This window comes from Rhodococcus sp. NPDC127593 (genome assembly GCF_042671975.1).
Classification (GTDB): domain Bacteria; phylum Actinomycetota; class Actinomycetes; order Mycobacteriales; family Mycobacteriaceae; genus Rhodococcus_F.
The window spans coordinates 48,286-69,954 of the sequence record NZ_JBHXWI010000023.1 but is presented as its reverse complement, the minus strand read 5'-3'; the positions used below and the strand labels follow the sequence as shown (position 1 = coordinate 69,954).

Here is a 21,669-nt window from a genome sequence, read left to right as displayed (position 1 = left end):
CTCCTTTGCGGGAGAACGTCCGTTGTCGAGGATAGGGACTTCAGGAGTGCCGTCTGCCGGTTGTGGAGAGACGTTCGCAGGTTCCGGTGCGGAGCCGTGGCGGGGGTATCGATGTCACCTTGCACGTGTTCGTCACGTGCGCGAGCAGGGAGAGCGGTTGTGGTGTGGTGCCGGAGAGTGTGTGGCGTTGCGGTGGCGGGCTGGGACGCGGGTGCGTCGGGTGTGGCGGGTGCGCTCGTTTTCGGACATGCCACCCCAGATGCCGTAGGCCTCGGTGGCGGTGAGCGCATACGCGCGGCAGTCGTCGAGCACGGGACAGTCTTGGCAGATCTGTTTGGCGGCGCGCTCACGCCGGGCGCGGTCGTGGCCGCGTTCACCGTCGGGGGAGAAGAACAGGTTGGTGTCGGTGCCGCGGCAGGAGGCGCGGTGTTGCCAGTCCCGGTCGCGGGAGTGGTGGAAATGATCAGGCACAGCGGGATGGGTCGCTTTCGGAGTGGAGCGGTGGGCAAAATCTGTCGGCAAGGGTGGAGCGCGTGGGTGTGGCTGGCGGACGCCGGCTTGTTGCCGCGGTATGCCGGACGGATCGGTGTGGGTTGACGGGGCCTCCGGGAAACAACCACGTGGTCGTAATTTTCATCCGAAGGTGTTGTGCGACATGACCCCTCGACACATCGCGGTGTCACTTCTGATGCCCGGGAGGCGGCCGTCGGGTAGCGGCAGCGACAGACCTGGGTCCGGGACTGTGATCGGTGGGCACCATGACCGCAGGACGTGTCGGTGTGTGATGCCTGGGCTCGACATCGGTGGGACCGGGACGAACCCGGATGATCCACACTCTCTCACCTCTAAGGAGGTGGTAAAGGGTGTGCAGTTGATGGTAGCGATACGGCGAACGATACCGAAGGGTATCGCTCGAAAGTAACTGGCGTCACATCCGCCGTCTCGTTCGCGAGCGTCGTCGGCGACCGGCTTGGGCGCCTGATCCGCCGATGTCGGATTTCCCGGATGGGGACTGAGATTCGGGTCGGCTACCGACGGCGGTGTTGACGCTCGCCGGTCAGGCACTGTGGATGTCGGAGAACCCGAATCGCGTTGCAAATATGACAATCTCACGGGTCCAGTCGCGGTCGGGAATCTGGGTGGTGCTGCACGGCCGCTGCTTGACCTCGACGGGAGCTCGGCGAATCGCAATCATCGTCGAACCCGCGGAGCCGGGACGGATCTACCCGCTGCTGATGTCCGCCTATGGGTTGACCGAGCGTGAGAAGGAAGTGACCAGGCTGGTCCTGCACGACGCCTCGACCTCGCAGATGGCCGCCGAACTCGTCGTCTCCGCCCACACCGTGCAGCAGCACCTGATGAGTATTTTCGAAGACCGGCGTCCGCAGCAGGCGAGATCTGGTCGGGAAAGTCTTCTTCTCGCACTACGAGCCCCGGTTCCGGGACAACGAACGCCGCGCACTCGACGGTAAGCCGTTGCGCGGCGAACCCTGGCGAACGAGTTCCCAGGTCGTGTAGCCCGGCGACGGCTGTGGTGGTCAGGTCACGGATGTCGACCTTCGGCCCGCCTATGGGCGGTGGATTGCGTAGTGCTGGTCGAGACCGGAGAAACAACCAACGCAGTTTTGAGGTCCGGAGACATTCCGTGATCCGATCGCTGTCGGACGTCGTGAATCACGCAATACTGCGGTAGCCCTGTCCCGTTCCTCCTTCGTTTCCGAACTTTCCTATCTGACACTCCGGCAACCAAAGCGCCTGACCGACAAAATGAGTCGCGCTGGTTCTGCGCGAATTCTGATGCGGAATGGGTTTGGGAACTCCCGGAGAAATCGTGTTGCCTGCCCAGATCGGCGATGGTCTGGGAACGTTGAAATTGCGGTTCGAGTGAGCTTTTTGATTACCGGGAGTGCTCGCCTGCCGTTACTGTGTGCGTTCGACGGTTGCCCGGCGACGAAGGAGACACATGGCGGTATCACCGAAGAGTTCTGACGGTGCGGCGAAGAACACGACCAAGGAGATTCGTCAGTGGGCGATCGGGGAGGGCTTGGGGGTGTCCCTACGTGGCCGGATTTCCGCCGAGATCGAGCAAGCTTTCCATGCCGCTCACGCAAAGAATGCTCAGGCTAAACCGGCTCCGGTGAAGAAGACGGCCGTGCAGAAGGCAGCCGTGAAGATGACGCCGGTGGTGAAGAGTGCCGTGAGCGAGGCTTCGGTGAAGAAGTCGTCCAGGGAGATTCGTGAGTGGGCGATAGAGGAGGGCTTGGAGGTGTCCCTACGTGGCCGGATTTCGGCCGAGATCGAGCAAGCCTTCCATGCCGCTCACGCAAAGAATGCTCAGGCTAAAATTGGCTCCGGTGGGGAAGACGGGCGTAAAGAAGACGGCCGTAGAGAAGACCGTCGTTAAGAAGCCGGTCACGGCGACGGCGGCCGCGGAGAAGCAGGTCGCGGCGACGGCTCCGGCGAAGGGGGCGGCGGCGAGCAAGGTTCCGGTGAAGAAGTCGTCCAGGGAGATTCGTGAGTGGGCGATAGAGGAGGGCTTGGAGGTGTCCCTGCGTGGCCGGATTTCGGCCGAGATCGAGCAAGCCTTCCACGCCGCTCACGCGAAGAAGACTCAGGCTAAACCGGCTCCGGTAAAGAAGACGGCCGCAGAAAAGACAGCTGCGAAGAACACGGCGGTGGCTCCGGTCAAGCAGGCGGCGAGCAACGCTCCGGCGGAGAAGAAGGACGCGAAGAAGTCGGCTGCGCAGAAGACGCCGCCGAGGAAGGGTTCCGCGACGAAGACGGCTGCGAAGAAGGCTGTGGAGACGGCTCCGGTGAAGAGTGCGTCGGTGAGTACGGCGTCGGCGAAAAGGACGTCCAGGGAGATTCGTGAGTGGGCGATCGGGGAGGGTCACGTAGTGTCCTCCCGCGGCCGGATTCCCGCTGAGATCGAGCAGGCCTTCCACGACGCCCAGGCAGCGAAGGTTCGGACAAAAACTGCGCCGGCACGGAAGGCTTCCGCGACGAAAGCGGCCGGCAAGACGTCCACGTCGACGGGTCCGGTGAAGAGGTCGGTGGCGAGCAAGGCCCCTGCGACGAAGGCGTCCGCGAAGTTGCCTGCGGAGAAGGCTTCGGTGAGGAGTGCGTCGGTGAGGAAGGCGTCGGCGAAGAGGACATCCAGGGAGATTCGCCAGTGGGCGATCGGGGAGGGCTTGGAGGTGTCCTTACGCGGGCGGATTCCGGCTGAATTCGAGCGAGCCTTCCATGACGCTCAGGAACAGATGCCGGTCGCGTGAGTTGTGACAGTGCCTGATAGCCATGCTGGCACGAAGGGCTATGAGCCTGTGGGAATTCCGATCATCGGGGCAATGCGGTGGGGTTGCCCGGCGCCAGCTGTGTCGGCTCTGGTTGAGGTATCCCGGCGGCACCTGACGTGACCACTCCGGTGCGGGAGTGGAGTGGGTGCAGCAGTTCCGGTCCAGGGGCACCGCTGACCGTGCGTCGCGCTTGGGTGCGGCGGGAAACCTGGATGCCGCGGTGCGTGAGCGGGCGCCGGCACATAGGGGGTAATCGCGCACACTGAGGGGTCGCCGGGTCGTCGCGGACAACTGACGAGGTGATCGTCGATCCCGCTCTGGAGAACGCCGGTGGCGGTTGCCTGTATCTGACCATCTGTCGGTGACACGATGTGCGGGTGGGGAGACAGAGCGGGATCTACGGGGTTGTGGGTGTGGTTGTCGGGTTGGTGGCGGTGGTGGTGCTCGTCGCGATTCCCCGCGGCCGTACACGGTGGCGACGTCGTTCCAGCCGGCGTGGTCCGATCCATCGATTGTGTCGGTGATTGTGCTCGTCGGCGCCGCGGCGCCGCGGTGGCCGGGGCCGGTTGCGGGATGGTCCTGTGGCTGTCCGGGTGGCGGGTGGTGCGGGACGCGGCGAGCAAGGACGAACGCCGCGGTCGGCGCACCTTCCTGCTCGGTCGGACCGTCGCAGCAGCCCTCGGCGGTATCACCCTGGGGCTGTCGCCGATGCTGGTATTGCTGTATGCCGTGTTCACGGCCACCGTAGGCATCGCGGTGGAATGGGCTGTGGTGCTGGTACTCTACGCCGGCAGCGCGGTGCTGGCGTACGGGTGCGCCCTGCTGGGTGTGTGGTGGGTGTTGGCCGCGGCGGCCGATGATCGGCGCGCGGCAACAGTGCGGATGCTGGCGGTACTGCTTCCGGTCGGTGCGCTGACGGCGACGGCCGCCGGTGTGGGCGCCGCCGGACTGTTCGGGTATTCCACCGTCCCTTCGACGTTCGTGTGCGTCATCACGGTGGTGGCCGCAGTCTTGACGGCAACGGTGGCGCTGGCTCGGGTACTGGCCCGGGCCCCGGGGGTGGGCGCCGGCACCCGGTGACCTCACCCGCGGTACATGAGGTCCCCTCAAGCCGGCCGCGGGAATGGTGCGCGGCCGGTCGAGGACGGTGAGCACCCTCGGGGTGAGGGGCCGGTGCACCACCCCTCCCTCGAGAGGTGACATCGATGAGATTGTGCGTCCACCCGTTGAATCTTCTCGGCTCTAGAATCGGGCGATGGACAGGACCGACCGCGCCAGCCGGGTGATCGCGGCACCACCGGCGACTGTCGACGGCGCTCTCCTTAACCGGGAGTCCCTCGAGGTGTGGTTACCGCCGGAGGGCATGCGCGGTCGGGTCGAGCGGTGGGATCCCCGGCCTGGTGGCGGGTTCCGGATGATCCTGACCTACCTCGACCGCGCCGACAGCCCAGGCAAGACGTCGGATGCCACGGATGTCGTCGATGTCGGATTCGCCGACCTGGTGCCACCGGAACGCGTGGTGCAGCGGGCGGTGTTCGAAGCCGACGACCCGTCATACGCGGGCACCATGACGATGACCTGGCACCTCGCGGCCGCCGAGGAGGGGACCGAGGTGACCGTCACCGCCACCGACGTGCCACCGGGCATCGACCAAGCGGTACACGAGGCCGGGATCGCCTCCTCGCTGGCGAACCTGGCGTCGTACGCCGAAGGGACCCTCTGACGGTCGGCTGCGACCCGGGACCCGGCGTTGTGTCGAGGACGCGGTCGAACACCCATCTCGTCACCGCGAGCACCGCGGCGCTCGTTCCGACACCACCCGGCTAGCACAACTGATCACCACCCGCGAGGGGCAGGATGAGGCCGTGAGTGACCGAACCGCGGCCGACCTCGAGCGTGAACTCGCCATGCTCGCCTCCGTGCGTGACCGCCTGCGCGTGTCGGAGGGCGACGATTTCCGTATCCGGTGCGGCACCGAGCAGGCGGGGGTTCAAGCCGCGATCCGTATCCCGACCACTGCCGTTGATCAGGTTCTCGATGAGCTCAACCGTCTTCAACGATCGCCGTGGGATCCGAGCTGATTTTCGTCCACGCATACCGGGCGAGCGCCTGTGCTTCTGAAGTGGCCGAGCGCGCTCACGCCTTTAGGCGATCGCGTCAGCGGCAGCGGCCGCGTCGACCGCCGGGTAGATGGGGTACTCCACGCCCGAGAGGTACTGGACGGTGCGAACCACCTGGCAGGAGTAGCCGAACTCGTTGTCGTACCAGACGTACAGGATGGCGGTGTCGCCGTCGACGATCGCGGCGTTCGCGTCGACGATGCATGCCGCACGCGAGCCGATGAAGTCACTCGACACGGCGTCGGTTGCCGCGGTGTAGTCGAGGTTCCGGCTCAACGCTCCGGTGAGTGATTCCTGGCGAAGGTGCTCCAACACTTCATCTTTGGTGGCCTCGCGACTGAGCTGAAGGTTGAGGATCGCGACGGACACGTCCGGCGTTGGCACGCGGATCGAATTGCCGGTGATCTTGGCCTTCAGGTCGGGAAGGGCCTTCGCAATCGCGGAGGCCGCACCCGTTTCGGTGAGGACGAGGTTGAACGGCGCCGATCGGCCACGCCGGTCGGCCTTGTGGTAGTTGTCCAGCAGGTTCTGGTCGTTGGTGAACGAGTGCACAGTCTCGACGTGGCCCCGCACGACGCCGAACTCGTCGTCCATGGTCTTGAGCGGCGGGACGATGGCGTTCGTGGTGCAGGACGCGCACGACACGATGCGTTCGTTCGGATCGACGTCGCGGTGATTGACGCCGTGCACGATGTTGGGGACGTCACCCTTGCCGGGCGCGGTCAACACCACCTTCGCCACACCAGGGCGGAGGTGCTGTGACAGCCCGTGGCGGTCACGCCAGATGCCGGTGTTGTCGATCAGGATCGCATTGTCGATGCCGTACTCGGTGTAATCGACACTTGTCGGGTCGTTGCTGTGAATGAACTTGATGACGTTGCCGTTGGCGATGAGCGCGTTGTTCTCGTCGTCGACCTTGATCGTGCCGTTGAACTGACCGTGGACGGAGTCGCGGCGCAGCAGTGACGCACGCTTGACCAGGTCGTCCTTGCCGCCCTTCCTGACGACCACGGCACGCAGGTTCAGGCCGTTACCCGAACCGGCCTTCTCGATGAGCAGCCGCGCGACGAGTCGACCGATACGCCCGAATCCGTAGAGGACGACATCCTGGGGCTGCGCGGGGCTCGTCTGGGCGCCACCGACCAGGTCGGCGAGGCTCTCCGCGACGAACTCGGGGATCGGCGCTCCGCCACCGTGGGCGTGGTAGGCGGTCACCAACAGGCCGAGGTCGATCTTCGACGGCCGCAGATCGAGTTCGGTCAGCGCCTCGAGGAAGGGGAACGTCTCCTCGACGGAGAGCTCGTCGCCACGGATCTGTCGGGCGAAGCGGTGGGTCCGCAGGATTTTTATGACCGATTTGTTCACCAGCGAGCGACTGTGCAGCAGAATGGTCACCGAATGCCTGCGGTGCAGACCGCCGATAATCGGGATCATCGCTTCCGCGAGGGCTTCCTCGGAGTTCCACTGGGTCAGTTCCGCTGTGCTCACTGCGTTCCTCTGGCTTTCTGGCTCATTGGCGTGCTCGTGGGTCGGACGCCGGGCGGGATGAGACGCACGTCATACATCCATGTTGCGGAGAACGGCGTGCGCACCACCAAGCATATGGAAGCGCCTCCTCGCGGCGACAGGCACCAGGGCGGTTGCTTCGGCTACGGGTATTCCGGTTCGAGGGGGACGGTGACCGGGGGCTCGGCCGGGTCGAGGACGTGGACCGGTGGGGGAGCAGGATCTCCCACGTCACCGGTACCTTGTGCTCCGGGCTGCGCTGCGACCAATAGCAGTGGGCGTGATGCGAGGTCATCAGGGCGGTGCCGTGCGTGCGGAGCAGCTCCATGTTTGCTCGGAATCCGGTGTGAGCGGTCTCGACCTGCCAGATTTTCGCGGTTCCGGTCGGGTCGAAAGTCGCGCCCCGCCGGGCTCTTGAAACGGTCCTCACGGGCTGACCGGGTGCCGGACGTCTTGGTCCGTGCCGCTGAGCGTTGTTTCGGTTGTGCGGCACCCGGTCTGGGGTTGATCGACCGAATATCACCGCCGTGGTATCACGGGAGTGTCGGCGAATTTTCGGGTCGGGCATCGTTCGCTCCCGGACGGGGATCCGATCAGCCCTTGTCTGTTATGTGGGTCGGCTACCGTGGGGGGTTTTGTGACAGCAGGTAGTGCGGGGCGTGCGCACAAGATGGCGCCCAGCCCGGAGGTTGCGCTCGACTTCGCTCGGGAATGGGTCGAGTTCCTCGATCCCGACAACGCCGAGCACCTCATCGCCGCGGACATGACGTGGCTTCTCTCGCACTGGACCTGCGTGTTCGGCACCCCGGCCTGTCAGGGGATCATCGCGGGCCGACCCGACGACGGCTGCTGTTCGCACGGCGCGTTCTTCTCCGACGAGGAGGATGTCGCGAGGTTGCACGAGTCGGTGAAGATGCTCAGGCCCGGGGATTGGCAGTTCATGAAGCAGGGTCTCGGGAAGAGGGGGTACATCGAGGAGGACGAGCTCGACGGCGAGCCGGCGCTGCGTACCCGCCGCTACCAGGGTGCGTGCATCTTCCTCAACCGTCCCGGATTCGAGGGCGGTGTGGGTTGCGCGCTGCACTCGATGGCGCTCGAGCGCGGCATCGAGCCGCTCGAGGTGAAGCCGGACGTGTGCTGGCAGTTGCCGATCCGGCGCACCCAGGAATGGGTGGAGCTACCCGACGGCGAACAGATCCTGAAGACGACGATCACCGAGTCCGACCGGCGCGGTTGGGGTGAGGGCGGCGCGGACCTGAACTGGTACTGCTCCGGCTCGCCGGACGCGCACGTCGGCGCCGTGGCGGTGTGGCAGTCGTATGCGCCGGAGCTGACCGAGTTGCTCGGTGAGGCCGCGTATCGCGAACTGGCGCGGCTGTGCAAGCGACGGCAAGGTCTCGGCCTGATCGCCGTGCACCCGGCGACCGTAGTCGCCGAGAAGGATTCCCGGTTACGGAGCGGCGGTCCCTGAGGATGTCGATCCCGGTCACCCCGTTGTGGGCGTCTACGACAGGGTCGACGTACCGGCCGAAACTGTCGGCGTCGCGTCACCGGTGTGCTCCGGCGGCGAGGGGACTCGGCGCCGGAGCCGGCGGTGGTCACATCCAGGGCATGTCGGGGTCGAGGGGATGGGAGATCACGCCGTCGTCGGGTTCGAGGGGGTAGTTCGCGGCGTGGTACGGGGCGCTGGAGGACCCGAAGAGGTCGACGCCTCCCGGCTCGGTGAGCGTGGTGCCCGGCTCGGTGAGTGTGGTGCCGGGCTCGTACAGTTCGACCTGCTCGGGAACATCCTCGTCCGGGGCATCGCAGGCGACCATGGGCCACGCATTTGCGCATCCGATGCGGTCGCGCACCTGGACGGTGTACGGGACCTGCGGGGCGGCGCCATCGGTGGGTGCTGCTGCGGCGGTGGCACCCTGGGCCAGCACGGCACCGAAGCCGAGGGCGACGCCGACGGCGGCTGCGGCTGCGGCTGCGGTGCGGGTGGTGATCGAGGACATTCGGTGGCTCCTGAAGTTCGGGGTTGGTGTTCTCGGACGACCACTAGTTTTCGCCGGAAGCGGGCGTTCGATAACACCCCGGAGGGGGTGATCGGTGACCCGCAAGGGGTCGGGAAAGTACCCCTGGGTGGCGGTTCCGCGGATACCGCACGACCTCATTTTCGGCTAGACAGGCGGTCGGGTCGCTCAGGCCGTCGAGCTCGGTGATCACTGGGATTGAGTGCGAAGCACGGTCGTCGGCGCTCCGCTGACCTGGAACGATGGTTGAGGTCGGCGCCCCGTCTGTGCTCCTGTGTACCGCTGGCTGCGCAAGCGTGTGTCCACTCCGCACACTTATTCAAAAGATTCGAATGGTGTTACGATTCTTTCGAATGGAAGGTCGGTCATGAGTGCACAGGCGTTGGATCAGCACACCTATCTGCCGCAGGCGGCGGAAGGCGTGGGGTTGGCGGAGGTCGTCGGCTTCCTCGAGGCGCACGAGCGGCGCCGCGGTGACCGGGTGGAGCCGCGGTATCTGCTGGTCGGTGCCGGTGAGCACGATCAGGTGGAGTTGCCGGCGGAGGTGCATGCGGCGCTCAAGCAGGTGGTGGCCGCGTTGCAGGCCGGTCGTGCGGTGACGGTGGCCCCGCAGGCGACGATGCTGACGACGCAGCAGGCCGCGGATCTGCTGGGGGTGAGCCGGCCGACGGTGCGCCGGTTGATCGACGTGGGGGAGTTACCGGCGGAGAAGGTCGGCACTCGCCATCGGCTGTTGTTGCGCGATGTGCTCGAGTATCAGCAGCAGCGTCGTGCCCGCCAGTACGAGGCACTCGCCCAGACCGCTGTCGAGATCGACGACGAGGACGATCCGGCGGCGGTCGCGGAGCAGCTGAAGGCCGCGCGGAAGGCGGTCGCGGACCGTCGTCGCACCCGCGGCGCGGATCGGTCGGCCGCGGCGGGTGGTCGATAGGCCACCCGGGGTGTTCGCGGCAGTTCTCGACACGTGTGTTCTCTGGCCGAGCCTGCAGCGGGATTTCCTGCTGTCGATGGCCGTCGAGGGCGTGTACCGGCCGTTGTGGTCGGAGGTGATCCTCGACGAACTCGAATTCCACGAGGCCGCGAAACTGGAACGACGTGGGCACCTTCCGGCGACGGCCCAAGCGGCTGGTGCGCGGCTGGTGGGAACGATGCGCGCGTACTTCGACGACGCCCTGGTGACCGGCTGGGAGCCACTCGAGGGTACGTTCTCGGTGCCCGATCCCGACGACGAGCATGTCGTTGCGGCCGCCGTCGTCGGCGGGGCCGGGGTGATCGTCACGCTGAATCGGAAAGACTTTCCACGAGAACGAGTTCCCGGGCATATTCAGGTGATCTCGCCGGCGGAGTTTGCAGCCGACACGGTATCGGTGTCCCCGGCAGCCGCGGCGCGGGCGGTGGAGATGCTCGCGTCGCGCCTGGCGCGGCCACCGATGACCGCCGATGAGGTCCTCGAGCAGTTGGTGACCCGGTACGGCATGGACGATGCCGTTGCACTGCTGCGTGATCGAGAGTGATCGCCTGCGCGTCCTAAGATCTGGTGGTGCACGCCGACGTCTCCGCCGATGCAGAACAGGATCTGTTGAGAGGCTGATCGGATTTTGGCTGTGGTGCTTTCTGGTTCGTACTCCACCACCTGCGTTCTAACGAAGAGGAAGCCAATACCCACGTCACGGGTGTCCGTGCCTTAGATTCGTTGAATGACTGGTGACTGCATGGCACTGATTCCGATGCGCCTTGGACCTGACATGACGCTCGAATCTCTAATCATCAAGCACTCGTCGCCGCCCGGATTACTTGACCTCCACGCGGTGTCCGGCGTCACGCAGGAAACCGAAGAACCCGCAATTGTGGTGTTGACCGAGATCCCCACTACAAAGCGACTGGCTCGCAGCAAGCAGCAACAGGAAGCGGATGACGTTCGGGCCTTCCTGTCGGCGTGCATTCCTGCAGCCGAGGTTGGTGCGGTGTATCCCGGGCCTCACAAGAACGATCCACCCGATTGCTATGCGCACGTTGGGGATCGCCGGTACGCGATAGAAACAGCTCAGCTCACGCTCCCGTCCCAGAACGGGAAGCCGAACTCTGTTGGCAGGTGGAAACTGTTCGAGCAACTCAAGGAACAGCTGTTTCGGGAGTCCGGTCGTTTAAAGTCACGTCTGCGCCAGCATCGCGGCTACATGGTCACCGTCTGGTTCAATCTGGACGGAGAGAATCGACTCCCGCCTCGGGCCCGCAGGATTGACGAGATGATCGACCATTTGAAATCGGCCCGCCCACCTGGCCCCGAGTTCTTCGACCCGAGCCGCGATCGCGGCGGACTGCCCGAAACCGTTCCGGCAAACACAGCTATGAACCAAACCGACGGAAACACCGTGGGGTGTACGTGGGCGGTCCTGCCTCCGGGTTTCCAAACCGGGCTCCAACGGGCAATCGGGTTCGACATCGCGCTCGCGTATCACGAGACCTATACCCGGTCTGCGCTTCGCGCTGAACTGAGACGGGTTATCGAACAACACGACGACGCGCGGTCCGACATTCTCGTTCTGACCGTCGGCGCCAATACGCGGGAGGGCGTGTACTTTCCTTCTACCGGACTGTTCGCTGACGCCTTGTTCGCGGATCCATTGCCGCTCGACGGATGGGCTCCCAGCCATCTTTCCGCCGTCGTGGTTCACGATGCTGAAGGCGACCGCGTGAGATGGCTCCACGGTGAGGGCCTATTCGTGTAACCGCCGAGCGAGCACATCTGAACCCCGTCCGGGAGGCTCTCCGGGCCGACGACGGAGCGTTGCACCGCCGGTTGCTGTCGATCCGCGGGGAGGCCGGCCTCCCCGAAGAGATCTCAGCGCTCCGCGTGTTCGATGTGATTGCGTGGATGGACGGCAAGAACCGCGGCCTCGGGAAGGGCTCTGACCTGTGGAGATGACACGCTTCCGGCGGCGGGTCGAGCGGCGCCGCCGGAAGCGTGTGCTTCTGCCTGAACCTGCTATTCGGGTTGTTCGAGGGCGTCGGTGATGCGGTCGTGGATCCAGGTTTCGAGGTTCTGGCCGGCGGCGCGGGCGGCAGCATGAGCGCGGGTGTATTCGTCGTCGCTGAGCCGGATGGGGATGCGGTGGGCGGGGCCTGGGGTGGGCCTGTGGCGAGTTCGCGTCGGAGGTGCTCGCGCATCTCGCTGATGCGCAGGGGTGCGAGGTCGGTGAGGATTTGCGCGCCGGTGGAGGCGGGGTCGTCGAGCAGGGCCAGGAGGAGGTGTTCGGTGCCGACGGAGTTCTGGTGGTGGGTGCGGGCGGCGCCGGCGGCGAGGACGACCACTTGTCGGGCTTGATCGGGGAATCTCTCGAACACCATGACGTGCTCCCTCCCCGGGCGTCGCCGCGAGCGACGCGAACTACTGCTGAATTCTCTGCTGCCCATTCTGGGTGGTGTGCAGGTGGTTATGGGTGGGATCGACGCGACCTCGGCAGCCTTGGGCGTAATGGTGCTGTGACCTGGTGTGATGACATGTCCCCGGTTTGTGATGTGGGGGTGCCGGCGCCGGGGTGTGTCGATCGATGTGTCGGTATCGCGGTTGGAAACGGTTACCACGCGGTCGATTCCGTAGGAACATGCCAGTTCCAGCTTGAATTCGGTTGGGCCGGCCAGTGTGACGCGGGTGGCGCCGCCGTGCAGCAGAAGGTGGGCGAGCAGCAGGCCGGTGGTTCCGGAACCGATCATGACCACATCGGCTCCGGGACGGAGATCTAACACGGTCATGCCGTGCAGCGCACACGCGAGTGGTTCGGCGAGCACGGCCACATCGATCGGCAGGTCATTGACGGGGAAGACCTTGTCGGCGCGGGTGAGGACTTGTTCGCCGCCGGGGCCGTTGACGCCGAGCGAGTAGAAGTTCGCGCAGAACAGGGGTTCTCCGCGACCGCAATGAGCGCAGTGCCCGCAGACCGAGGCGTTGTCGACGACCACCCGGTCTCCCACCTACAGGTGCGTGACATCGCGGCCGCTCGAGATCACTTCACCGGCGATCGCGTGTCCGGGCGTGAGGGGGTAGGTGCTGAAGAAGCCTCCGGAGTGGATGTGGAGGTCCGTCCCGCATACGCCTGTGAGCTGGGGTCGGACCACGACCTCGTTCGGCGCCGGTGTCGGGTCGGGAACGTCGGTGACGCTACAACGTCCCGACGACGCGGACCCTGAAAACCGGCGCGGCCCTGTTCGACGAACTTGGAATCGGCCGACCGATAAGCATTGTCGTGCGCCGACGAAAGATAAATCGTCTGCCGAATGGCGTACTGATCGTGCCATCCTCGAAGCAACAGAAGGCTAACGAAAGTAGGAAGCGTCGTGAAGGTTGCGATTGTCGGGTGTGGGGAAGTTGGGCGTGCGTATGCCCTGGCCTGTGCGGCCGCCGGCTACGAACTCGTGCTCGTGGACCCTCGTCCGTCGGCGGCGACGACCGCCGTCGCCGATCAGACCCGGGCGGTGCTCCATCTCTCGCTGGACGAGGCCGTCGGTGACGTAGACCGGGTGTGGATCTGCGTGTCCGGAGACCTGGTGAAGTCCATTACCGCGTCTCTGATCGGAAAGCTGCCCAGTCACGCCGTGGTGGTCGATCTGACGACTGCTTCACCAGACGATAAGCGCGAGTGCTCGGCCACGCTTGCAGCACACGGTATCGAGTATGTCGATGCCGTGATTATGGGGTCAGTGACACTGACCGGGTCGCGCACCGCGTTGCTGGCCGCGGGCCCGAAGGCTAGCGAAGTGCTCGCCGAGTTCGCGGTGTTCGAGGCGCCAGTGCAGACGATGACCGGCGGCCGGGCGGGTGACGCCGCCGCAATCAAGCTACTGCGTACGATCCTGACCAAGGGGCTCGAATCACTTGTAGTCGAGTGTTTCATGGCTGCCGAGCAGCAGGGCCTTCGCAGCAATCTCTACGACGTATTGACCGATGTCGACACCATTGGGTTCGTTCCCTTCTTGGAGATGTTGATCACCAGCCATGTTCAGCACGCCGAGCGTCGGATGCACGAGGTAGAGCGAGCCCGTGCCCAACTTGCGGAGATGGGTTGCCCGTCGGTGGTTCTGGCCGGTACCGAGGCGCGCTTCGCGCTCACCTCAGCGGCATTGAAGGACAATGGACCTGGGGATCTCGCCGCCGGTGACGTTGCTTCGACCATCGCATGGCTGTTGAACTCGGCTCGGGCATCGGAGACTGTCTGACAGACTCCACCGGAGGATGAGCCGGTGGCCGGTACCCGGCCGACCGTATCGTCGCTGGACTGCCGGCACCGAGAATTTCCCCGACCCGAGGGGCGCTGGTCTGCTCGAGCAGACGCCGAGCATAGGGGGAGACCGATTCGAAGTACCGGCGCGGCGGCTCGGGCGAGGATGGTACCGAATGTCGGCGGCACCCTGCCGGACCTGGATACTCCGGTGAACGCGGCGATGCGGTCGCGGGGAATCGTCACGTCGACATGCGCGAGGTTGTGCTCGCTGGCATCTGCTTGATGATCCCTGTCAGGTGTGGGCTCCTACATCGTCTCTGGCCTACGGGATTTCATCGGGCTGTCTACCTCCTGCAACACTTCGTACAGCTTCGGTCGAGTCCATGGAGCGGAATGTCTTTCGGTCGAACCCGGCTGGGCGTGATCGGATGGGTGGCGAGTATTCGTCCGGTTGCCGAACCCCTAGGGTGGTCACCTCACAGTTAAGAGGACTTCTCTGCAGGCAGTACCCGAGACGCCTAGTGGGACAGAACATGTCGTGGGAAACTTTGTGCGTGAGAGTAACCGTCATTGGTGTCGGCCGGATCGGCGAGGCACTTGTAGCAGGGCTGTGTCGAGCGGGAACGTCCGCTGAATCGATCACCGTCGTCGGCCGCAGTATGGAACGGACATTCGATGTCGCGCACCGGCACGGGGTACGAGTAGCCGACCTGCGAAATCTTCCCGACGACTGTGACGTCCTGGTCGTGGCGGTGAAGCCGCAGCAGATCGAGGATGTGTTGACCGACCTCGGGGTGGCACTGCACGGATCGGCTCTCCGCCCGGTCGTGTTGTCGGTGGCAGCCGGGGTGGCCACCAAGAGGATCGAGCAATTTCTTCCCTCCGCGGTGCCGGTGGTACGCGCGATGCCGAACACCCCGATGACGGTGGGCGCGGCGGTCACTGCGATCGCCGGTGGCGCCGCGGCAACCGAACACGATCTGCGGCTCGTCGAGTCCGTGCTGGAATCGGTCGGTGAGGTACTGCGCGTGCCCGAGGACCAGCTCGACGCCGTCACCGCAGTATCCGGTTCGGGCCCTGCGTACGTGTTCCTCGTCGCGGAGATGATGCTCGACGCGGCGATGACGCTGGGACTGGACCGGGCGACGGCGGACCGGTTGGTGACCGGCACCCTCGCCGGCGCGTCGGCGATGCTCGGTGACGTCGACCCGGTCCAGCTGCGCGCGGCTGTGACCTCGCCCGCGGGAACAACGGCGTCGGCGTTGGAGGTCTTCGAACAATCCGACATTCGGCGAACGTTCCGAGGAGCATTGGCCGCGGCACGCGACCGTTCCCTGGAATTGTCCGGCACGGTGCGCCCGCCCCTGACCCCGGCATCCGCCGACCGGCCCTGAGCGGGCGTGCCGCCTGCCCGGGGCGGCACGCCCGCTACGAGTGGGTGCGGACCTCGGGATCCGACGCACCGCGGGCCGAGTCGCCGTGTGGGATCACTTCGGGGCCGGCGCCGCGGTCCGGACGTTTCACCCTCCGTGGCGGCATCGCAACCACCCGAATGGCGAGGGTGACCATGACGACACCGACGACCTGGGTGGGGGAGAGGCGCTCGCCGAGGACCACGACGCCCAAGACGACGGCGAGAACCGGTTGGAGCATCAGGATGCTTGCTCCCACCCCCGGGGTGAGGCGCGGCAGGGAGACGCCGACGAGGATCCAGCCGGCGACCTGTCCGACGATCGCGAGTGCGGCGAGCCAGCCCACTGCGGCCCATCCGGGAGACAGATCGACCGGGTCCCATACGAGGGCGAGCACTGTGCCGGTGGCCCACGCGACGACGGACGAGCAAAATACCTGCGAGGAAGCGCGATTCGGTGGGCACCAGGCGCCGACCGCGAAGACGTAGGCCCCGTAACAAACCCCGGCGACCAGGGCCAGCACGGATCCGTACAGAATCGTGTGGAGGTCGGCCGTGGGCTGTGCGATACCACTGGTGAGCGCCACCCCTGCCAGCAGGAACGGGACCGCGGCGACGTAGGCCTTCGACGGCCGTGTGCCCGTGATACACAGTCCCAGTAGGGGAGCGACCACGACCTGGATGTTAACCAGGACGCTGGAGACGCCGGCTCCGACGAGGATGACCGACTGTGCCCACGTCGCCATGTCGACGCCCAACAGGACACCGGCGACCAACTGCACGGCCAGCACCCGCCGCGATAGCGGGCCGTGCTTGCGGTAGTCGCGCCAGGCGAGGACCGCAAGAATCGGGACCGCGATCAGGTAACGGACCAGAATCGTCGTGGCGGTCGACGCCGCGGCGAGGGCGATGAAGATTCCCGAGGCCCCCAGGGCCGCCGCCCCGAGGCCGAGTTGGAGAGTCGGCGGCAGCTGCCGCCGGGTGCGAGCTGGGCGGTTAGCGAGCAGCACGGACTTGCAAGGTGACGCCCGCGCCGGCGGTGTCGGTATCGAAGTAGGTGAAGCCGGCGCCGCTGGGCAACCGGCCCCGCAGTTTCGGGGACGGTCCGGCGGCGATGACCCGGGCTTCGGCCTCGTCGACGTCGGGGACGGAGAATCCGAGGTGGAACACCCCTTCACCGTGTTCGTCGAGGAACCGGCGCTGCAGGGTGTTCCCCTCGGGCGGGCAGCACAGTTGCAGTTGCATGTTGCCGAGATCGGCGTATCGGTACTCGAGCTTCATGAAGTCGTCGGCGTCGGGGGCCTGCAAATCCGGGCGGAATGCTTCGAGCGACGGAAACGGGTGCCAGGGGCCGATTCCGAGGGATTCGTAGTAGGCCACGGCCCGGTCCATGTTCGTCACGACGACGCAGACGTGGTGCAGGGTGTGGAAGTCACTGGTCACGGTGTCGGTCACCTCTCCGTCGCGGCACGCTGGTCGTGTTCGTGTGCGGCCTGCTCGTACGTCTGGCCGGCGCGGGGATTCCACTGGACACCGGAGCGGGCCTTGACACCGGGCTTGAGCCGCTGGGTCTCGTCGTAGTCCTCCCGCGGGTGGAAGAACAAGGGTTCGGTGTCCTCGATGGTCGTCAAGCGGCGGGCGTACGCGTCCAGGTAGCCCTGACGCTCGTCGGCGGTGACCTTGCCGGGCATCCAGGCCGCGAACGGCGGCAGCACGGTGAATCCGGTGTAGGCGAGGGTCCCGTTGTGGATGGGCCACAGCACGTGGAGCAGGTCGCCGTCGATGCCGTTCGGCTCGTACAGCGTCGAGGCGGTGCCGGTGGTCAGACACACCATCGCCTTCTTGCCGCGGAAGTGGCCGGTCCCGTACTTGCGGCCCGCCGAGTAGGCGAAGCCACGGGCGAACACCCGGTCCACCCATCCCTTGAGGATGGCGGGCATCGAAAACCACCACACCGGGAAATGGAAAAGGATCAGATCGGCCTCGGCCACCTTCCGCTGTTCCTGCTCGATGTCGAATGCCTGCGTCCGTGTGGCGAAAGCGTGCTCCTGTTCGCGGGAAAGATCCAGGTAGTCGTCGTCGACTCGGTCACCGGTGAAGTCCTGGCCGTCCAGCTCGGCGTTCCACTTCATCGCGTAGAGATCGGAAACGGTCACCTCGTGTCCGAGGTCGGTCAGGGTCCGGACCGCGGTGTCCGTGAGGGCACCGCAGAACGAGCGGCGCTCGGGGTGCGCGAAGACCACAAGAATGTTCATCGGTTGCCTCTCTCGACAGGGAAGGGTGGTCGATGGTCCGACCAACGGTCTCATGGTGTCGGAACGAGGTCAAGCGAACCGGCCCAGCGCTCGAACGCCGGGCCGGGTCGTCAGAAGTTCGGACTCTGCCGGATCCCGAGGGTCACGCCCGCTGACGGCGGGGTCTGCAGATAGGTGAACCCGGTCGAATCGGGGCGCCGCCCGTACATCCACGGTTCCAAGCCCACGGAGCGGGCGGCCTCGGTTCCCGCGTCGACGTCGTCGACGACGAACCCGAGGTGGAAGACGCCGCCGCCCGTGCGATCGAGGAACTGCCGCTGCGGTGAGCCGCCGGGACCGGGTTCACACAGTTGCAGTTGCAGTCCGGGGGCATCGGTGTACTTGTAGGTCAGGTCCAGGAAGGCGTCCCGATCCGGGACGTCGAGATCGGTGAACGCGCTGAGCGGCGGGAAAATCCTGCCATCAGCCAATGCCGATCTTCTCGTAGAACGTCACCGCGGCAGCGACGTCGGGCACCACGATGCAGACGTGGTGCACCGCGTCGAACGGTGGGGTCATGGCGGGTGTCCTTTCCGATGAACAGTGAACTGTGCTCAGGAGCAGGTGAATCCGTACAGCCGGTGTGCGTTGGTGGTGAGGATCGCCTCGCGGGTCACCGGGTCCGGTGCCCAGTCAGGGAGCAGATCCAGAAGGGCGCCGACGTTGGGCATCTGTCCCCAGAACCCGACGTGCGGCCAGTCCGAACCCCACACGCAGCGGTCGGGTGCGGCCTCGATCAGGCTCTGCGCGAACGGAATCGTGTCGGAGTAGTCGGCCGTTCGCGCCATCCGGAACGCCCCGGAGAGCTTGGTCCACGCGCCGTCCGCCATCAGTTTCAGGAACAACGTCCACGCGGGCGCGTCGACACCGGCGGTGACGTCGAAGTCGCCCATGTGATCGACCACGTAGGGCACGGTCAGCGTGCGCAGGTCCGCGGCCGCGGCGGCGAGATGCCGGGTGTTGGTGAGGAACTGCAGGTGCCAGCCCATCTCCGCGCAGATGGCGTCGTACCGGGCGAGCTGATCGAGTCCGATGCCGCCGCCCGACAGGGTGTTGAGCCGCAACCCCACGACACCCGAGTCCTGCAGGTGGGCGAGCGTGCGGTCGTCGACGTCGGGGGCGACCACGGCGACCGCACGCAGCCGGTCACGCGCACCCTCGACGACGTCGAGCATGACCGTGTTGTCGGTGCCGTGCACACTGATCTGCACTAGCACCCCGTAGGTGGTGCCCACGGCGTCGAGCATGGACAGGTACTGCCCGGCCGACGCCGGGGGCGGGGTGTAGCTGCGCTCGGGGACGAAGGAGTGCCCGACGACGTGCGCGTGGGTATCGACCGCCCCCGCGGGCAGGGTGAACCGCCGCGGCGGGTGCGGGGCCGGGTCCGGGGCCGGGCACACCTGGTCGACTTTGTCCGTTCCGAAATCCACGGGTGTTCTCCTCGCTCTCGGCGTCTGGTCAGCGGGCCGACTTGATCAGGGTCTTGGCGATGGTGTTCTTCAGGACCTCGGACGAGCCCCCGGCCACCTCGTAGGCCTTGGCATCGCGGAAGTAGCGCCCGAACGGCGACGTCTCCTGGGTGCCGGTCGCCCCGCAGACCTGCACGGCCATGCTCGCGACCTTCGTGGCCAGTTCGGCGGCAAGCAGTTTCGCCGCGGACGAGGACCGCTGGTAGTCCCCGCCGGAGTCGAGGTCACGGGCGGCCTGATACGTCACCAGCCGGGCGGCATCGATCTCCGCGGCAGCCTGGGCGAAATACCATTGGATGCCCTGGAAGTCGATCACGTTGCCGTCGAACGCGGGCCGGGTGCGCACGTATGCGAACGCGTCGTCGAACGCGGCGCGGGCGATGCCCAGGGAAATGCCCGCCGCGAGGGTGCGACTGTTCGACAAGGTGACCAGAGCCTGCCGCAGCCCGTTGCCTTCCACACCGATCAGGGCGTCGCCGGGGATCTCGACGTCGTCGAGGACGAGGTTGACGTGCGGTCCGTTGCGCAGCCCGAAGGTCTGCGCTTCCCGGGTCTGCCGGGTGCTGACACCGGGGGCGTCGCGATCGACCGCGAAGGTGGAGACTCCGACCGGGGTTTCGGCCAGCACGACGAAGAACTCCGCCCGCGATCCGGAGGTGATGAATGCCTTCTCCCCGGTCAGGACCCACCCGTCGCGTTCGTTGCCGCGGGCTTTGGTGTCGAGGGTGCGGATGTCGCTGCCGTGCCCGCGCTCGGTCAGCGCGTAGGAGGCGCGCAGGCCGTGCGCGTACCGTGGCAGGACGCGTTCCTTGAGGCTGTCGCGGCCGTAGAGTTCGATGATCTTGCTGCTCTGCAGGATGGTGATCAGTGAGACGCCCAGGCTCGCCGACCCGGCTCCGAGTTCCTCGAAGACCCCGAGGGCGTTCTCCATCGACTCGCCCTGGCCGCCGTACCGGGTCGGCAGGGTCATCGCGTTCCACCCCAGCTTCGCGGTCTGCTCGACCAGGTCCGCCGGATACACGTCCTGGTGGTCGATCTCGTCGGCGACGGGTTTGACCACGTCGTCGCTGAATTGGCGTGCGGGGGCGGCGATCTTCTCGTCGACCAGGTATCTCCAGAAACTCATGGTTCGGCCTTTGCTCGTGATCTCGGTATCGGTGGTGAGGCAGGGTTGGTGTCGGATGGGTGGCCGGGACGGTTCATCGGGGGCGGCCCCCCGCGCCCGCCCCTCAGGCAGGCTGGAGGGCTTGTAGTTGGTCGAGAATCCGGGCGTTGTAGCCGTCCATGTCGACGAGTTCCTGTTCGGGTGTGGCGAGGTCGTAGGTGCGCACACCCGACCGGTGCACCAACTCGAGCGCGGAACGGATCCGGGTTGCCTGGCCCAGGGGCCGCAGGTCGGGGCACCAGTCGAGCAGTGCGGCCAGCGCGAGCCAGGCGCCCGTCGGGTTGGAACGGCGGGTGCCGGTCCGGTGTGGTGAGGATCCGTGTGCCGGCTCGAACAGTGCGGTGATGCCCGCCCCGAAGTTCCGGTCGGGGTTGATGGTGGCGGATCCGCACAGGGCGGGGGAGCCGGCCCGGGCGCAGACGATATCGGAGAGAATGTCGCCGAAAATGCCCTCCGTGGCGATCACAGCGGGCAGCTGCGGATAACTGACCAGTTCGTAGGCGGCGCGATCGACGTTGACGTGATCGAACGCCACCCCGGTCCGGTCGGCGACCTGTTCGGCGGTGGCACGCCACAGCCGCGAGGTCGCGAAGACGCTGGCCTTGTCGACACTGATGTACCGGCGTCCCGGAGCATCTACGGTGAAGTCGGCCGCCATCTCCAGTACCTCGTCGACCCGGGCGGGCAGGAGCCGGAGCTGGTCGACTGCGGCGCTGACACCGTCGCTCTCCTGCCGCTGGCCGGGATCGGCGTAGGCGCCGCCGGTGATGTTGCGGACGATGGTGACGTCCTCGCTCAGCTGCGGGACCCAGACGGTGCGGACACTGACCCGCAGGTCGAACAGGTTGCGGAGGGAAATCAGCGCCGCCTCCGGATTGGGGCACTGCGCGGCGGTGACCCCGGGATGCGTTCCGACCGCCCCACTGAGCACGACATCGGCGGTGCGGCACACCTCGATGGTCTCCTCGGGAAGGATCGAACCGGTCGCCTGCCAACCGGCGGTGCCGTAGGGCAGCGGCTCGGTCAGCGTGAGCGGAGCTCCGGCGGCGGCGAGCCGGCGGAGAAACTCGAGCGGTCCGTCGAGGATCTCGCTGCCGATCCCGTCGCCGGGCAGTACTGCGATGACAGTCATGGGGTGCGTCTTTTCGTGGAGGGGAGGATCGCCGGCCGG

Annotated in this window: 24 protein-coding genes and 1 pseudogene; 13 read left to right on the top strand and 12 right to left on the bottom strand. The window is 66.2% G+C overall.

The features are described 5' to 3' along the window. Positions 1-132: 132 nt before the first annotated feature. Positions 133-471, bottom strand: coding sequence for a WhiB family transcriptional regulator (locus ACFVJ3_RS22120; protein WP_378454063.1), 339 nt, complete (start codon positions 469-471; stop codon positions 133-135). A gap of 629 nt (positions 472-1,100) precedes the next feature. Between ACFVJ3_RS22120 and ACFVJ3_RS22115 the strand changes: the two genes are divergently transcribed. The 6 genes from ACFVJ3_RS22115 to ACFVJ3_RS22090 all read left to right on the top strand — a co-directional run bounded on the left by ACFVJ3_RS22115 (position 1,101) and on the right by ACFVJ3_RS22090 (position 5,377). Continuing rightward, the gene (locus ACFVJ3_RS22115; protein WP_378454062.1) at positions 1,101-1,472 is read left to right on the top strand and encodes a LuxR C-terminal-related transcriptional regulator; all 372 of its coding nucleotides are present in this window, start codon (positions 1,101-1,103) and stop codon (positions 1,470-1,472) included. 491 nt (positions 1,473-1,963) lie between these two features. Continuing rightward, positions 1,964-2,404 (top strand): histone-like nucleoid-structuring protein Lsr2, encoded by a 441-nt coding sequence (locus tag ACFVJ3_RS22110; protein WP_378454061.1) that lies wholly within the window; start codon positions 1,964-1,966, stop codon positions 2,402-2,404. Further along, a complete protein-coding gene (locus tag ACFVJ3_RS22105) occupies positions 2,355-3,275 on the top strand; it encodes a histone-like nucleoid-structuring protein Lsr2 (protein ID WP_378454060.1) in 921 nt (306 codons plus the stop codon). The genes ACFVJ3_RS22110 and ACFVJ3_RS22105 overlap by 50 nt, the downstream gene beginning before the upstream one ends. Positions 3,276-3,869: 594 nt before the next feature. Next, on the top strand, positions 3,870-4,376 hold the full coding sequence (locus ACFVJ3_RS22100; protein WP_378454059.1) for a hypothetical protein: 507 nt from the start codon (positions 3,870-3,872) through the stop codon (positions 4,374-4,376). 175 nt (positions 4,377-4,551) lie between these two features. Then, on the top strand, positions 4,552-5,019 hold the full coding sequence (locus ACFVJ3_RS22095; protein ID WP_378454058.1) for an SRPBCC family protein: 468 nt from the start codon (positions 4,552-4,554) through the stop codon (positions 5,017-5,019). Between the two features lie 142 nt (positions 5,020-5,161). Beyond that, positions 5,162-5,377 carry a hypothetical protein gene (locus ACFVJ3_RS22090; RefSeq protein WP_378454057.1) on the top strand — a complete coding sequence of 72 codons (216 nt, stop codon included), beginning with the start codon at positions 5,162-5,164 and terminating at the stop codon, positions 5,375-5,377. A 63-nt stretch (positions 5,378-5,440) separates the two neighbouring features. Here the strand turns inward: ACFVJ3_RS22090 and ACFVJ3_RS22085 are convergent, their stop codons facing one another. Further along, complete coding sequence (locus ACFVJ3_RS22085; protein WP_378454056.1) at positions 5,441-6,904, bottom strand: glyceraldehyde-3-phosphate dehydrogenase; 1,464 nt, start codon at positions 6,902-6,904, stop codon at positions 5,441-5,443. Between the two features lie 688 nt (positions 6,905-7,592). On the opposite strand from ACFVJ3_RS22085, the gene ACFVJ3_RS22080 reads away from it, so the two are divergent. Continuing rightward, positions 7,593-8,393, top strand: a complete 801-nt coding sequence (locus tag ACFVJ3_RS22080) for a hypothetical protein (RefSeq protein ID WP_378454130.1) — start codon at positions 7,593-7,595, stop codon at positions 8,391-8,393. A 127-nt stretch (positions 8,394-8,520) separates the two neighbouring features. Here ACFVJ3_RS22080 and ACFVJ3_RS22075 read toward each other — a convergent pair whose 3' ends face one another. Next, on the bottom strand, positions 8,521-8,922 hold the full coding sequence (locus tag ACFVJ3_RS22075; protein ID WP_378454055.1) for a hypothetical protein: 402 nt from the start codon (positions 8,920-8,922) through the stop codon (positions 8,521-8,523). Positions 8,923-9,307: 385 nt separating this feature from the next. Between ACFVJ3_RS22075 and ACFVJ3_RS22070 the strand changes: the two genes are divergently transcribed. The 4 genes from ACFVJ3_RS22070 to ACFVJ3_RS22055 all read left to right on the top strand — a co-directional run bounded on the left by ACFVJ3_RS22070 (position 9,308) and on the right by ACFVJ3_RS22055 (position 11,866). Then, positions 9,308-9,871, top strand: coding sequence for a helix-turn-helix domain-containing protein (locus tag ACFVJ3_RS22070; RefSeq protein WP_378454054.1), 564 nt, complete (start codon positions 9,308-9,310; stop codon positions 9,869-9,871). A 10-nt stretch (positions 9,872-9,881) separates the two neighbouring features. After that, the gene (locus ACFVJ3_RS22065) at positions 9,882-10,454 is read left to right on the top strand and encodes a PIN domain-containing protein (RefSeq protein WP_378454053.1); all 573 of its coding nucleotides are present in this window, start codon (positions 9,882-9,884) and stop codon (positions 10,452-10,454) included. A gap of 198 nt (positions 10,455-10,652) precedes the next feature. Then, positions 10,653-11,669, top strand: a complete 1,017-nt coding sequence (locus ACFVJ3_RS22060; RefSeq protein WP_378454052.1) for a hypothetical protein — start codon at positions 10,653-10,655, stop codon at positions 11,667-11,669. Beyond that, the gene (locus tag ACFVJ3_RS22055; protein ID WP_378454129.1) at positions 11,660-11,866 is read left to right on the top strand and encodes a DUF6308 family protein; all 207 of its coding nucleotides are present in this window, start codon (positions 11,660-11,662) and stop codon (positions 11,864-11,866) included. Before ACFVJ3_RS22060 ends, ACFVJ3_RS22055 begins: the two co-directional genes overlap by 10 nt. A gap of 314 nt (positions 11,867-12,180) precedes the next feature. Here the strand turns inward: ACFVJ3_RS22055 and ACFVJ3_RS22050 are convergent. After that, positions 12,181-13,236: pseudogene (locus ACFVJ3_RS22050) on the bottom strand (alcohol dehydrogenase catalytic domain-containing protein); the annotation flags it as partial. A gap of 39 nt (positions 13,237-13,275) precedes the next feature. Here ACFVJ3_RS22050 and ACFVJ3_RS22045 point away from each other — a divergent pair. Beyond that, positions 13,276-14,154: an NAD(P)-binding domain-containing protein gene (locus tag ACFVJ3_RS22045; protein ID WP_378454051.1), complete on the top strand. Its 879-nt coding sequence runs from the start codon at positions 13,276-13,278 to the stop codon at positions 14,152-14,154. 559 nt (positions 14,155-14,713) lie between these two features. Continuing rightward, positions 14,714-15,553, top strand: coding sequence for a pyrroline-5-carboxylate reductase (proC, locus tag ACFVJ3_RS22040; protein WP_378454050.1), 840 nt, complete (start codon positions 14,714-14,716; stop codon positions 15,551-15,553). A 34-nt stretch (positions 15,554-15,587) separates the two neighbouring features. Here the strand turns inward: proC and ACFVJ3_RS22035 are convergent, their stop codons facing one another. The 8 genes from ACFVJ3_RS22035 to ACFVJ3_RS22000 form a co-directional block, all read right to left on the bottom strand. Beyond that, positions 15,588-16,580 carry a DMT family transporter gene (locus ACFVJ3_RS22035; RefSeq protein WP_378454049.1) on the bottom strand — a complete coding sequence of 331 codons (993 nt, stop codon included), beginning with the start codon at positions 16,578-16,580 and terminating at the stop codon, positions 15,588-15,590. After that, positions 16,567-17,025 carry a VOC family protein gene (locus tag ACFVJ3_RS22030; protein ID WP_378454048.1) on the bottom strand — a complete coding sequence of 153 codons (459 nt, stop codon included), beginning with the start codon at positions 17,023-17,025 and terminating at the stop codon, positions 16,567-16,569. Before ACFVJ3_RS22030 ends, ACFVJ3_RS22035 begins: the two co-directional genes overlap by 14 nt. Next, complete coding sequence (locus ACFVJ3_RS22025) at positions 17,022-17,825, bottom strand: NAD(P)H-dependent oxidoreductase (protein ID WP_378454047.1); 804 nt, start codon at positions 17,823-17,825, stop codon at positions 17,022-17,024. Before ACFVJ3_RS22025 ends, ACFVJ3_RS22030 begins: the two co-directional genes overlap by 4 nt. 110 nt (positions 17,826-17,935) lie before the next feature. After that, a complete protein-coding gene (locus ACFVJ3_RS22020; RefSeq protein WP_378454046.1) occupies positions 17,936-18,295 on the bottom strand; it encodes a hypothetical protein in 360 nt (119 codons plus the stop codon). Further along, positions 18,288-18,383, bottom strand: coding sequence for a VOC family protein (locus ACFVJ3_RS22015; protein ID WP_378454045.1), 96 nt, complete (start codon positions 18,381-18,383; stop codon positions 18,288-18,290). The genes ACFVJ3_RS22020 and ACFVJ3_RS22015 overlap by 8 nt, the downstream gene beginning before the upstream one ends. A gap of 35 nt (positions 18,384-18,418) precedes the next feature. Then, a complete protein-coding gene (locus tag ACFVJ3_RS22010; protein WP_378454044.1) occupies positions 18,419-19,294 on the bottom strand; it encodes an amidohydrolase family protein in 876 nt (291 codons plus the stop codon). Positions 19,295-19,322: 28 nt separating this feature from the next. Next, a complete protein-coding gene (locus ACFVJ3_RS22005; protein ID WP_378454043.1) occupies positions 19,323-20,459 on the bottom strand; it encodes an acyl-CoA dehydrogenase family protein in 1,137 nt (378 codons plus the stop codon). A gap of 103 nt (positions 20,460-20,562) precedes the next feature. Continuing rightward, positions 20,563-21,630, bottom strand: coding sequence for an isocitrate/isopropylmalate family dehydrogenase (locus ACFVJ3_RS22000; RefSeq protein WP_378454042.1), 1,068 nt, complete (start codon positions 21,628-21,630; stop codon positions 20,563-20,565). Positions 21,631-21,669 lie beyond the last annotated feature (39 nt).